Origin of the sequence: Flexilinea flocculi, assembly GCF_001192795.1 — a bacterium.
Lineage (GTDB): Bacteria > Chloroflexota > Anaerolineae > Anaerolineales > Anaerolineaceae > Flexilinea > Flexilinea flocculi.
In genome coordinates this window covers 198,339-211,869 of record NZ_DF968179.1, presented here as the reverse complement: position 1 = coordinate 211,869, position 13,531 = coordinate 198,339, and the positions used below count along the sequence as shown (strand labels likewise).

The window sequence follows — 13,531 nt, the reverse complement described above, 5'->3', positions numbered from 1 at the left end:
ACAAACATGGCTGCCTAACTTTTGCATAATATTTGTCGATCGTGCGTCATAATTCGAATGAAATACCATTTTTTTTATTCGTATATTTATTGGAACACAAATTCTATTTTGGAGATTTTAAAGATCCGAAAATTCAATTATTTTTAATAGAAGAACCAAATTCAAATTTACAAAAATAATGTTCAAATAACACTTGACAAGAGATTTGCCAGTTCGACAGAATAATTTGTCCCACGGTCCCATGGATAAATATGACTCATCGATGCAAAGTACAATCCCCGAATCGGGGTCTTTACATCCGGAATATTAGCAGAATGGTTAAGAAATGGGATCGGTTGTGCATAATACGTCGAAAATTTCCAACAATTTAGAATCCAATCCGCTGAAAATTCTGGATTGATCTTTTGAAACCCCGGAATAAACCGTTGCAATAAATCTCTTTCAGAAAGGGAAAAATATTCGTGTTCTGATTCCAGGTAATCACCTGCATAGATGATCGTTTCTCCATGAAATTTTGAGGAAGGAACAAAATTCGTATGTTCCACCAATGCAAGAAAAGGGAAACCTGCATTTTTCGGGAGATTGTACCAATAATAGTCTTTTGGAGAAAGGGGTCGTTTCAAAGAAACAACCAGAACAACAGCGCCAATACTTTTTAAGGACTGGAGCTGATCCCGATAGGAACCTGTGATTTCTGGCACCAGATCCAAAAATGATTTTGGAGAAGTGGTGATAATTACGCGATCAAAATGAGAGGTCTGATCCTCCGTTTCAACAATCAGGTCGATTTCGCCATTTTTTGAAACAGAGCGAATAGCTGAATTAAAAAGGATGTTTACACCACGCTCTCTTAATTTTGCGGTGAAAGCAGAAAAAAAGCTTTGCATTCCACCGCGATATGTCCCGAGTTGCGTTGTCCGAGAATAGATTCTTGCCCAGAGCCAAGCCATATTTACCTGATGAGCATATTGCTCGCCAAATTTTCCAACCATCATGGGCTCCCACATGGAATGATAAACAGCAGCGCCGGCATATTTTGTCATCCAGGATTCCGCCGTAAATTTTTCCAAACTTTTCCAATTTTTCGTCAGTTTCAGATACAAACCGATGAATCCGAAACGGATTTTATTGATGCCGTAACCCAACCCCGGGTAAAGGATGGCGGCAGGAATGGAATCAAATGGATAGAATTTTCCGTTATAAAACATAACGGTTGTTGGTTTTTTGAATTCGACCTCAGGAAATAAATCTAATTCTTTCATTAATTGCATAAGCGCTGTATCGGTCTTAAACCAATGATGATAGAATTTTTCGACGTAGTTTTCCCATTGAGGCTCCCGAAATCCAGAAGCCAAACCGCCAGGAATGGATTCTTTCTCGAAAATTGTAACGTCATGTCCTTTCTTCTGAAGGTTCCATGCTGTTGTCAGCCCGCACATCCCGGCTCCGATGATAGCAATTCGCATAATGACTCCCTAAATCGATATTTTATAGAATAATTTTACCCGTTGTTTGAACGACACTGAATCCTCGCAACGATCAGTGTTCCGAAATTTAAAAAAATAAACAGTTATTGTGGCGTTTTTGCGCAGAGCGTAAAAACATCACAATAACATATTTTCTTTCTCTATTCGAAAAGAATGTCTATATTTTAAATTAATTTGCTGCGTAACAATTCAAAGATTTCGATTAAAATTCAGCGATTCGAAATACAGAGAGGATTTTTTTGTAGTGTTGTTTTTGCGGAAAGCGAAAGAAAAATCACAACAATAATATTTCACTCTCTTTCCGAAAAGCCAATCAATAGCTCGAATCGATGATAAAAAGCCAATTGTATTTTTGAAAATGACGCATAATTAAAACAGGAGCGTGTGTATATTTTGGGATCATTAAAGAAAATTCCATTTATATTGGTTCACTTGAATCAGGAAATACCCTTGGCTAAAGAATTGGAGATAATTGAGAGCACAGGCACAATTCCCTATTGCATAATTTTTTTAACAAAATTAAAGGAGAAAATTCCCACGGATCTGTCAATTCCAGCTGTTTGGGCAGATGAGAAAAATATCAGTAAAAGAATTAGCGAAACCGTTCTGAATATCCGTCATTCATCCATCGATTTCGATCAGATTATTATTTACAAAGATGACACTTCCGCAAATGAACATGACATTCTTCAGGGTATCTATTTTTCCGTCTATGAACCGGAAGCATTTCACATCATCGAGAGAGAAATATCAATTCAAAAACAACCGCGAACTTTGATGTGGATGACTGAAAAAATCTTCGGGACACGCCTGGATGAACCGGATCCATATTTATGGATCGTACCAAAAAAAGCTGTCATGGTTCTATCGGAAAAAAGTAACGGCTCAGGTTTCTTTCCACTAACATGGCTGAATATATGTCATAAAGAGAATATTCCTATCCGAGTATCATTTTTGGATAAAACCACAGAAAGATATCATGGACATCGTTTTATTAACCAGTACCTGGTGCTATTTTATTCCCTGGGGCTTTTCTTTCGATATCTATTAAGCGCCTCTGTCGGTTTAATTGCTGACAATGCAATGTTTGTTTTTCTGAATATGTTAGGGCAAAACCACTTATGTTCCTTAATTTTTGCAAGAATATTTTCAATGCTGATAAATTATTCACTCCTGCGAATTATCGTTTTCAGAGAAAAAAGCAATCACTATGATTCTTTAATCCGTTATATTGCACTGGTCATTTTTTCTGGTGCAATCGTTTGGCTTTCCTTGGAGATTGGATCTAAATATCTCGCGATTCCCTCTATTTTTATTAAGATGAGTGTCGAATTCGTTATGTTTTTTTTCAATTATTTCGTGACAAAGAAATTTGTTTTTGCCAAAAAGATTCACTTTCCTGAATAATTTAAAAAAGTCTTTTCAGAACGAATAGGAAAACCAATCCAAAACATTGGGTACCTGATCAGCACAAAACCAAGTAATCCTCTGCATATTTCAAATTGCTGAGCACAATCTGAGGTTTGTGAATTCTTTGCTGTATTTTATAATTACTGCATGACACGAAAGAAATATGCGGATGAATTAACCGAAGAAGAACTGCGATACCGTCTGATGCAAAAAAAAGTTCTTGGACGAGAGGCAAGAATCGCTTCCTATAGGGCATCAGGACGTACGGTCGATGAAGAAAACGCTCCTATCAACGAAGAGCTGAAATGGAAACCGGAAGGAGAGGTTCTGGAAAAGATGCCTTTAATTCCTCCAATTAGAAAATTCGACAAAATTTTGCTTTTCATTGAAATCGCAGCCGTTATTGGAATCGTAGTCATGCTGATTATCGGCACGCAGATACTGACAGACATTAATCAGGAGGCATCCAGGGCAATGGTTCTGCCGACATTGACGCCGACGCCGCTGATCCAGGCAATTGTACTTCCCGGTGGTCATACACCCCCGGATGCAAGCGGTAAAACATCGTTCAATCAGAATGAAATTCCCGAACATCTGAGAGATATTGTTGACTCAGTTCAACCGTCACCGATCCCTGACCTATCTGGAGAGCAAATTGTCCGTATCAGAATTCCTGCCATCGAAGTGGATGCTCCGATTATCCAGGGGGATGATTGGGAATCGTTGAAAAAAGGTGTAGGTCTCAACAGTTACAGCGCCAAGGCAGGAAAACCAGGCAATATTATCTTATCCGGACATAACGATATTTTCGGACAGGTATTCCGAAAACTGGATCAATTAAAAACAGGTGATGAAATTATTATCTTAACGGAAAAAATGACTTATACTTATAACGTTCAGGGAACACAGATTGTACAACCAACGCAAGTTGAGGTGTTAGCCCAAACATCAAACGCAACGATAACACTGATTTCCTGTTATCCTTATCTTGTCGATAATCAAAGAATCGTCGTGACAGGAAAACTCAGAGATTAGGTGAATTTATTGGAGGTTTTTTATGGAAAAGAAACAAAAAAGAAAAGTCAGCGCCTCAATGGAAATGAAAAAAGATATGCCGGCAATTGCCAAAGCAGGTTCTTCAGATTTCAATCCTGATTATACATATGTAGTTAAGGATTTGAAAAAGATCGGATTGATGGCATTAGTTTTCATCGCATTTCTGATCGTTTTATCATTTATTATATAAATTCGAATCTTTTTTTGTCGCTTTCCGGCAGCGATTCGAAATTTGGCAAGGAATAATTGTTATCGTGTTTTTTACGCTCTGCAAGAAAACAACATGATAACGAATTTATTTTTTTTAATGACTTGTCCAAATTTCGGAACACGAACCTCCAGATACAGATTATTCTACAGTTGATTTGAGCTTTAGAATAAAGGTTCTCTGCAATCCAGACTCGCTGAAAAAAGAAGAAAAAAGATCAGTAATTATTTTGCATCAACATAAACGCCAAATATATGGCGAATTAAATGACAGACAACGCTGTCTTTTCGGTTTTTCTGAATAAATAACGAGAAGAAATGTGTTGATTTGTTTACTTTTTTATATTCATGGTTACCCTTTTCAGAGGAAAAACTCAGCAATTCGAAATATGGATTGACTTTTCGAATAAAGAAAGAAATTTGTTGTTCTGATGGTTTTGCGCGAAGCATAAAACCATCAGAACAACAACATACTCTTTTTATAATTCGAATTACTGGGAAAAACCTGAAAGCGGGTAATTTTTATATTCATGCATCAAGAGTTTATTCATGGGATTAAATTTTAAACCGATTCCGGCGGATGTTTCTCCTGTGGTTCTGGCTGCTCAGGCAAAATCACAGCCCCTTTCCATCTCGGATTTCCAAATTGATCTGAAGACTCGGACTAAGGAGCTATTATTTCCGGATGCATATTTGCTGGAATTTTTCCATTGTTCACGGGAAGGTTTGTACGAAATAGCTTTGAACAGTTTCGTTCAGAAAGAGGTTTTAATTTGTGTTAATGGACCGCTTTCAAAACAATGGCTGGATATCAGCAAGAATATGGAAATCAATGTTTCAATTTTTGATGCAAATTATGGAAATGTTTTTTCTCTCGCCCAATTTGAAAAAAGAATCATGGAACGGGATTTTGATGCTGTCTGCCTGGTGGAAATTGATCCATACGCCGGCATATATAATGACATTCCAGCGCTTTCAGCGATAATTCGCAAAAACTCGCCAGAAACGATCATCATAGCAGACTGCTCCTCAAGTATAACCAGCGTTCAACCATTAAAATTTGGATTGGAAATTGATGTCATGCTGGCATGCAGTGAGATATCGCTGGGACTTCCACCGGGGTTCGGAATGATCGCTCTGGATGAACATGCAAATTTTAAGGCGCTGGGAAATCCAGGTAAAGGATGGTATTTGAATCTGAACAGACAGCTGCTGATGCGAGATAATTCAATCACTTCACCCATTCCTTATCCGTTGCTGTATGCTCTGGAAAGACAATTGGAAGAAATTCAGTATGAAGGAATTGAACAAAGAATTCAGCGGATTGAACACCTTTCAGAATTGGTAAAAACATGGGCAGTATCAAAAGGTTTTCAACTCTTAGCAGACCCGCAATCCTCATCCCCGAATTTTTCCGTTCTACAAACGCTTCCTCAATTCACTCCGGCAGACCTGATCGGTTTCTTAGACGGGTATGGTATATCCATCGGAAGTTGCCCCGGTGAAATGAAAGATACTTTTTTCGTTATAGCCCACATGAACAGTGCGACTGAAAAAGACATGGAACATTTATTCTTTGCTATGAACCGATTTCTGGCTGATTACGATACGAGAAGATCTATTCCAAAATCGAGTTGGTACAATTCAGGCAAAATATTCCGTTGAACCTAATTTTTTCTCCGCAGATATTCCGCAATCGTTCTAAGAAAAATCAGCTTTAATCTGCGATACAGCATTTGCAGCCCCCATGAGCACACCCGGAATCGAAGGTCCTGGATGCGTTCCTGCACCCACTAAATACAGATTTCGGATATCTTTGCATCGATTGGGAAATCTGTGGTCATTTTTTTTTGCAGAACTCGGCATTGCTGAAAATGCAGCGCCAAGATAGGATCTATTCTCAGTCCACATTCTGACTGGATCTGAATAATCTTCAAAAAGAATATGCTTTCGAAGATCTGTCACAAAATAATCCTGAATCAACTCCAATACATGAGTCCGAAACAGGTAGGACTCCCTCTCCCATGAAATGTCGCTTGCCAGATTCGGAACCGGAATGACGACAGACAATGCTTCAAATCCATGCGGAGCGGCATATAAATCGGTTTTAGCAGGAATTTTCAAGAGAAAAAAGGGATCAGAAGACAATGTTTTTCGATGAAACAAATCTGAAAGAAACGCATCAAAATGATTCGGAAATATAAAATTGCAACCGGCAAGAGAAATTTTTTCTTCAAGCGTACAATCAAGTCCGAGGTGATAGGAAAAAACACTGATTCCCGGATTTTTTGTTTTCGCCTGAGATACTGAAGAATATTTGTTTTTATCGGAATCAATCAGAAAACGAAATGTAGTGAGAGCATCAACATCCGAAATTACAATGTCTGCATGATAAATACTTCCATCAATCAACCGAACACCCGAAACAGTACGATTAAAAATCTGGATTTCCTGAACTTCAGAATTGTATAAAATCTCACCACCTTGTTCAAGAAAAACACTAAGTAATGAATTCAGCACCCTTTTCATTCCGCCGACAGGAATGCTGGCGCCCCAATGCGAGAAAATGGATGGGATTATCCGAAAAAGGGAACCGGATTCTCTCGGATCACCACCTGCTAATAATGGCCAAAAACCAAATACAAGCTGCAATTCTGGCGTTTTATAATATGCTTCTGCAACCTGGAGGGACGATTTTTGATTTTGCAGCTTTTGGGGCAGAAAAGGGAAAAAGGATCGAAGTTGACTGTCCTGAATCGGTTTCGAACAATAGTCAAAGAAGACATCGTTAAAGATTTCTTCATTAGCCTGAAAATATGAAAGCAACGCTCTTTCTTCTTCCTGAGAAAACAGGTTGTTCCATTGTAGCGTTTTTTGAGGATCGCTGAAAAATGCAAACCGTTTTTCCCCTGGAAAAATCACCTGAAAGACAGGTTCAAAAGGCAGCAAATCAAAATAATCATGCCGATTTTTGCCCGCCTGTTCAAAAAGCTGATCAAAAAGAAATGGTGCGGTAATTACCTCCGCACCATAATTAAAACGAAAACCGTTAATCTCTTTCGTTCGCAGGCAACCGCCTGGAAGCGTATTCTTTTCCAGAATCGTTACCTGATAACCTTCAGATACTAAGCGAATTCCAGCAGCCAGCCCTCCTAAACCCGAACCTATGATAACAATTCGAAGTGGTTTCATTCAGCTTGATCAGTAATTGAGTTTCAGATGACTTGTGCTAAAACATCCAATGCCGCTTTTGCATTATGCATGGTTGCCTGAGAACCCATATGCCCGATTCGGAATATTTTACCTTCCAATGGGCCAAAACTTCCGCCTATCCCCATTCCAAATGATCGAATTTTCTGATTAAACTCAGAAAACGATAATCCGTCGGGGATATATACAGCGGAAACAGAAGGGGACTGGACAGCGTCTTCTTTTGGAAAAAGTCGATAACCAAGTTCACATACAGTTTTCCGTATATATTCTGCAACTTGTATGTGCCTGGAAAAGACTTCTTCATATCCTTCGTCTGCCAATTCATCCAGAACAGCATCCATTGCAGCAATTCCATTCCAATCCGGTGTATTCGGGTGACATTTTGATTCGTTCAAACGATACCAGGGGAGAAAAGCTTCGTAGCCTTCATAGGCTGTCTTTCGGATGACATCCCATGCCGAATCACTGATAGAACAAAAACCAATAGTCGGAGGAAGGGACAAACCTTTCTGAGATCCTCCCATGACAATATCCGCATTCCATTCATCACCCTTTACTGGAGTACACGCGATTGATGAGACAGCGTCGACAATCATGACAGGAACGTGATACTTTTTCTTGATCTGTCCCAATTCAGCTATCGGATTTAGTGTTCCTGAAGGAGTTTCACAATGAACCACTGTGATCACCTTCGGAGAAAAAGTTTTTACAACCGATTCGATTCGGTCAAAATCATGCAGTGTCTCATCAAAGCCAAATTCCAATAAGTTTACGTCGGCTTTAAGACTCTTTGCCATGTCCGCAAAACCAGAACCAAAAAAACCGGTACTGATACATAAGACTCTGTCCCCAGGAAGAATGCAGCTCTTTAATGCACCCCAGAGGATCGACATGGCTTCACCTGACTGAATAATGACTTCATTGGCAGTTCCCATAAGAACTTGAAGTTTCTCACCTACTTTGCGATAGGTGTCGTAAAACTCATCTTCCATGTATCCAGCGCCAAAATCAGCTATTAGTGCTGGAAAAGCAGCCTTGGAAATTCTTACAGGCCCCGGAGTCATCGGAATTTCGTAACGAACCATGATAATCCTGATTTAACCGCAGCTATGTTCATCACCGCATCCGCCACAACACGAACAATCGTGTTGATGCAGACCGGATTCCAGTTCATGCGCACTTGCAGGACGAATTCCAACGATTTCCGTATCAAATTTTAATATTTTTCCAGCCATGGGGTGATTCAAATCAACACGGACAACTGAATCATCAAAACTGTGAATATAACCGGTAAAAACCTGATCTGATTGATCATCCTGTAAATTCAATGAATTCCCTATTACTGGTTCGTATTCTGCCGGAAACAAACTACGTTCTAATTCAACAATTGAATCATCCATCCGTTCGCCATATCCATCTACCGGGTCAACCAGGATGGTCTTTTTATCGCCAACTTTCAAACCGGTTAATTCTCTTTCCAAACCCGGGATGATATATCCTTGTCCATGAATATAATCCAGTGGATCTGAAGCATCTGCTGAATCAGCAATTTCATCATCCACATATAACACATAAGCAAGGCTGACCACCATATTGTCGTCTACCAATAAACTTTCATCCATTTTAATTTTCTCCAAATTCTAAATCTATTCTTTTTTATGAAGGTCATCCCTTTTTTTCTTTGCTCTGAACAACATAAGACCGGCGACAAAAATACCGGCAAGCCATCCATATGGAGGTAAGAGCATTTGAAATGCGAACCCAAATGCCATCACTGTACCAGCGCAAAGAAGCCAATCGATCCATTCCATAATACTATCTATTATACCTGACGATAGTTTCAGGAAATTTAACCTGCTATCCGAAATGTGAGCAATTCGAAATATCGAGAGAATTTTTTTATTGTTGCGATGATTTATGTCAACCAGAATTTCAAAATATGGAAAAGTCTTGTTAGCAAAGAGGGGAATTTCGTTGAAGTGTCATTTCCCATGAAACGTGAATCGATACTTCAATCATTTTGTATTCTTCTAAAGCCGATATGAAACGGAATTTTTTTATTTACGGAATCGCTCAATAAATTCATGAGTCATTCGCATACCATCTTCCAAATGCACATTCGGTTTAAAACCAAGTAGCGTCTTTGCTTGTGTAATATCCGCACACATTCGGTCGGGTCCGCCGGGACGACGTTGATTGTAAACAACTTCCGGAGATCCATTCGTGATTTTCTTGGCAAGACTTAATACTTCGTTGACAGATGTTTCTGTGCCACTTCCGACGTTGATTACCAATTCTACAGGCCTGTCAATTTTTGAGGCAGCTACCAATGCCTCCACAACATCGTCAATATAAATAAAGTCCCGAGTTTTATTTCCATCGCCATGGATCACGATCGTACCCATGGAAGCCGCCTGTTTGAGAAATGTCGGAATGACCGGAGCATGTGCAAAAGAAAATTTTTGGCCAGGTCCATATGCGTTGAAAATCCGCAGACATACCGCTTCCAATCCCCATAACCTGCCGATTGTATTGATGTAATATTCAGATGCCAGTTTCGAAACAGCATATGGAGAAGCAGGTTTTGGTTTTGCAGTCTCTTTCAGAGGTTGTTCATCTTGTATGCCATAAATTGCGCCGGATGATGCAAATACCATACGATTGATACCGACATCCCGCATGGCTTCAAGGAGTGTTACCGTTCCACCAACATTGATTTTTTCGTATTCACGCGGATAGAGAATGGAATCAGGAACAATCACTTTTGCTGCCAGGTGAAAAACACAATCTACTCCTTGCAGTAATTCCCATAGTTTTTTTTGATCATTAATTTTAGCTTCCGTAAGTTTTACTTCAGGCATCAGCCCGGATGGATTGCCTGCTGAAAAATCGTCCAATCCAATCACTTCATAACCGTCTTTAATCAAGCGATTCGAAAGTGAAGTGCCTATAAAACCCGCAGCTCCTGTTACCAATACTTTCAAAGGACTACTCCTGATCATTCGGATGATATCTGGAAAACTTTACCTATTGTACCAATAATTTCGAGTTTCGGTTTTATACACAACAATTTGAAATATCGGGAGAATTTTTTGTTGTTGCGATGTTTTTGAACGGAGCACAACACAACAATAAAATTTCACTTTTTCAATTAAAGGTTTTACCAAATTTAAGAATACTGAATGGAATATTGATAAAAAACATTTTTCACTGGATTACCATAGTGATTTGATGTTCTTAATAATTTCAGGCCAGATAAACTCTTTTTGTATCAGATTCTGCAAATTGGAACCTAACCGTTGCCTTTCCGAACTGTTACGAATCAGAAGTTCCAGTTTTATGCGCAATTGTTCGGGAGAACCGGATTCCACAAATAAACCGGTGATATCATCAAAAATGACATCACGGATTCCCCCTGAATCAACTGTGATAACCGGAATCCCGGAAAAACCTGCTTCAAGAATGACTGTGGGTAATCCTTCAGGATAGGTTGTAGGCAGACAAAAAATTTGACTTTCAGCGAATAACGATAATAATTCTGAATGTGAAATTTGTCCCAGAATATGGATGTGAGAATTCACCCGCCAAGAATCCAATAGCTCCATATCCCCTGCGCCGGCAATAAAAAGATGGACATTGTCAGAATCGATTTGATAAAAAGCCTGCAGCAGATCGAGAATACCTTTTTCTTTCAGAATTCGTCCTGCAAAGACAATGAGAATCGCCTGGGATGGAATGTTATATTTTTCACGGAAAAATGGCTGCAGTTCCTGAAAATCCACCGGATTCACACCATTATGAATAACACCTTTTCCTGAGATACCGAAATGTTGGAGCCAGTCAAGGCTGGCTTGAGAAACGCCATAGTAATTTTTGCAATAACGTTTCAGACCGAAGGTAATGCCATGTTCATACAATTTCCAAAGTCGATTCATGAAACCTTTTCCAAATTGGATATGTCCGGTTCCATGTTCGATCAAAATAAATGGGATCTTCTTTTCAGACAAAATACGGGCAGCTTGAAAACTTAACGGATATAAGCGAGTTTGAATGATCGCAAAATCTACTTGATTCGATTGAAAAAATGATCGTAACAGATTGCCGGTGATCGGTCTGGGTATTGGAAGTCTGCCGCAAAACATAGAATAACAAGGCAGGTATTGCACGGTTAATCGGCCATCCCGAGTATCCTGCGGGATGGATTCTGTATTAAGACATAAAACAGTCACTTTGCATTCAACGGCAAGAGATTTTGCCAGGGATTGTGTAAATTGTTCAACACCTCCAAGATGCGGTAAATAGAGGGATGAAACAATAACAATATGACGGAATTCCTTCATGTTGTTTTCCAAATTACAACAGCTTTTCGCATTTTTCAATATGTTTTTCTTATAATAAATTCCGAATTACCATAACTACCTTTCCCATAATGTGGACCTGTTCAGGATTATCGATATAGATCGGTCCCATCGTGGGATTAGCAGGCTGAAGGCGAATACGATCGCCTTCATGATAGAAATATTTTAAGGTGGTTTCGTCATTATTAGATAACCAGACTGCAACCATATCCCCATTGACTGCTGCAGTTGCCTGCCGAAAGATAACTTTATCCCCGTCATTGATCATTGCATCAATCATTGAATCACCGGAGACTTCCAGTACAAACAGTTCGGAATCTTTTTCATTCAGCGGGATCATCTTCCGCGGTATTTCAATGTAACTTTCTGCGTCAAAATACGCCAGATCAGAGTTCGGAACCGGAATCGGAGCGCTTGCAACGATTCTACCCAAAACCGGAAATCGCAACACTTCCTGTTTTGAATATGAAACCGATTGGGGCTTGTTTTTTTTATTTTCAAAAGACCTGACAATTCGGATACTGCGAGATACATGTTCATCCCGTTCTAAATATCCCATCTCAACCAGCTGACGAACATAGTAATCAACCAAAGATGTCGAATTCACTCCGATAAAATTTCCAATTTCCCGGATTGAAGGAGAATACTGATTTTTTTGCTGATAGTCCTGAAGGAATTTCATGATTCGCTCATGTCGTTCATTCATTAACTTCCCTTTTCTTGCCATTTTTACCTCCCAGGAACCAGAATTAAAACGAAATGAACAAAATTTTCTATTTGTTCTAAAATAACTATAACAGAACAATTGTTCGCAGTCAAGCCCACCCAAAATCAGCAATTTGAAATATGAAGAGAATTACTTGTTGTTCAGTTGGTTTGTATTTCGAATTTCGGGGCAAAAAGAATCTTCATCAAATCTTCACATCTTCTTCATTCCTTTTTCAAGACTGGTCGATAACATCATTATTGAAAGTGAAATAAAACGAAAAATAAATATTAAGGAGATATATCATGAAAACAAATAAAATTTTACTATTGACACTGATGCTGATCATCATTCTTTCTTTTACAAGTATTGTGAGCGCCCGTCCATCGAATCCAAATGGTCAAAGTTTTGGAAATCAGAATCAACAGGGTTTTGGAAATCAAACGCAAAAGAATTTTGGTTTTTCAAACGGACAAAATAATATGATGGGAAATCAGACCCAACAAAATTTCGGTTACACAAACAGACAGAACAATATGATGGGAAACCAGAACACACCCGGAACCGGTGATGGCGTTTTCCATGATGAACGAATCGCATATTTTGCAGAGAAACTTGGAATCTCAGAAGAGGATTTGAATACTCAATTGGAAAACGGAAAAACTTTATCCCAAATTGCGGATGAATCCGGTCTGACCATCGAACAATTCCAGGATATCATGACAGAAATGAGAGATCAATTCTCCGGCAGAAACACAATGAATTCTCAATCTGGAAACCGAATGGGAAATCAGATGAATCAAAACGGCGGGGGAAATCGTATGCAGAATTATAAGAATTGCCCGATCAATAATGATTGTCCCTATAACGACAATGACGAGTAAATTCAAGAACCATCAAACTTAAGGTTTTGAGTGTTGAATGATCCCGGAAATTCGAGAAAGTTCAACACTCTTTTATGTCGCGCAGAATTTCTCCGTAATGGTTTCCAGCAATTCCTGCAAAAATAGAATTCTATTTTCGCAGGAATTGCTGCTGTCGAATAACAACATTTTTTGTGAATGGATTTGAAAAACAAGTCAATATTTTATATT

General features: G+C 39.0%; 13 protein-coding genes. 5 read left to right on the top strand and 8 right to left on the bottom strand.

Annotated features, from left to right (window positions below; translation table 11 throughout):
- Window positions 1-182 precede the first annotated feature (182 nt).
- Window positions 183-1,466, bottom strand: a complete 1,284-nt coding sequence (locus tag ATC1_RS00890; RefSeq protein ID WP_062277202.1) for an NAD(P)/FAD-dependent oxidoreductase — start codon at window positions 1,464-1,466, stop codon at window positions 183-185.
- Between the two features lie 414 nt (window positions 1,467-1,880).
- Here ATC1_RS00890 and ATC1_RS00885 point away from each other — a divergent pair, with 414 nt between their 5' ends.
- From ATC1_RS00885 to ATC1_RS00865, 4 genes are all read left to right on the top strand, one after another.
- Entirely contained in the window at window positions 1,881-2,894 is a 1,014-nt protein-coding gene (locus ATC1_RS00885; RefSeq protein WP_152024190.1) for a GtrA family protein, read from the top strand.
- A 150-nt stretch (window positions 2,895-3,044) separates the two neighbouring features.
- The gene (locus tag ATC1_RS00880; RefSeq protein ID WP_062277195.1) at window positions 3,045-3,932 is read left to right on the top strand and encodes a sortase; all 888 of its coding nucleotides are present in this window, start codon (window positions 3,045-3,047) and stop codon (window positions 3,930-3,932) included.
- A 22-nt stretch (window positions 3,933-3,954) separates the two neighbouring features.
- The gene (locus tag ATC1_RS00875; protein WP_062277192.1) at window positions 3,955-4,143 is read left to right on the top strand and encodes a hypothetical protein; all 189 of its coding nucleotides are present in this window, start codon (window positions 3,955-3,957) and stop codon (window positions 4,141-4,143) included.
- A 566-nt stretch (window positions 4,144-4,709) separates the two neighbouring features.
- Window positions 4,710-5,825: an aminotransferase class V-fold PLP-dependent enzyme gene (locus tag ATC1_RS00865; protein WP_062277186.1), complete on the top strand. Its 1,116-nt coding sequence runs from the start codon at window positions 4,710-4,712 to the stop codon at window positions 5,823-5,825.
- A 36-nt stretch (window positions 5,826-5,861) separates the two neighbouring features.
- Here ATC1_RS00865 and ATC1_RS00860 read toward each other — a convergent pair whose 3' ends face one another.
- From ATC1_RS00860 to lexA, 7 genes are all read right to left on the bottom strand, one after another.
- Complete coding sequence (locus ATC1_RS00860) at window positions 5,862-7,352, bottom strand: phytoene desaturase family protein (RefSeq protein ID WP_062277183.1); 1,491 nt, start codon at window positions 7,350-7,352, stop codon at window positions 5,862-5,864.
- Between the two features lie 23 nt (window positions 7,353-7,375).
- A complete protein-coding gene (locus ATC1_RS00855; RefSeq protein WP_062277180.1) occupies window positions 7,376-8,458 on the bottom strand; it encodes a pyridoxal-phosphate-dependent aminotransferase family protein in 1,083 nt (360 codons plus the stop codon).
- Between the two features lie 12 nt (window positions 8,459-8,470).
- Window positions 8,471-8,995 carry an FKBP-type peptidyl-prolyl cis-trans isomerase gene (locus ATC1_RS00850; RefSeq protein WP_062277178.1) on the bottom strand — a complete coding sequence of 175 codons (525 nt, stop codon included), beginning with the start codon at window positions 8,993-8,995 and terminating at the stop codon, window positions 8,471-8,473.
- A gap of 24 nt (window positions 8,996-9,019) precedes the next feature.
- Window positions 9,020-9,184, bottom strand: a complete 165-nt coding sequence (locus ATC1_RS14780) for a hypothetical protein (RefSeq protein ID WP_154664732.1) — start codon at window positions 9,182-9,184, stop codon at window positions 9,020-9,022.
- 246 nt (window positions 9,185-9,430) lie between these two features.
- The gene (locus ATC1_RS00845) at window positions 9,431-10,357 is read right to left on the bottom strand and encodes an NAD-dependent epimerase/dehydratase family protein (RefSeq protein ID WP_062277175.1); all 927 of its coding nucleotides are present in this window, start codon (window positions 10,355-10,357) and stop codon (window positions 9,431-9,433) included.
- 231 nt (window positions 10,358-10,588) lie between these two features.
- Window positions 10,589-11,713, bottom strand: coding sequence for a glycosyltransferase family 4 protein (locus tag ATC1_RS00840; RefSeq protein ID WP_062277172.1), 1,125 nt, complete (start codon window positions 11,711-11,713; stop codon window positions 10,589-10,591).
- A gap of 49 nt (window positions 11,714-11,762) precedes the next feature.
- Complete coding sequence (gene lexA, locus ATC1_RS00835) at window positions 11,763-12,458, bottom strand: transcriptional repressor LexA (RefSeq protein WP_062277168.1); 696 nt, start codon at window positions 12,456-12,458, stop codon at window positions 11,763-11,765.
- Between the two features lie 284 nt (window positions 12,459-12,742).
- On the opposite strand from lexA, the gene ATC1_RS00830 reads away from it, so the two are divergent.
- Window positions 12,743-13,321 carry a hypothetical protein gene (locus ATC1_RS00830; protein WP_062277165.1) on the top strand — a complete coding sequence of 193 codons (579 nt, stop codon included), beginning with the start codon at window positions 12,743-12,745 and terminating at the stop codon, window positions 13,319-13,321.
- The last annotated feature ends 210 nt before the right edge of the window (window positions 13,322-13,531 follow it).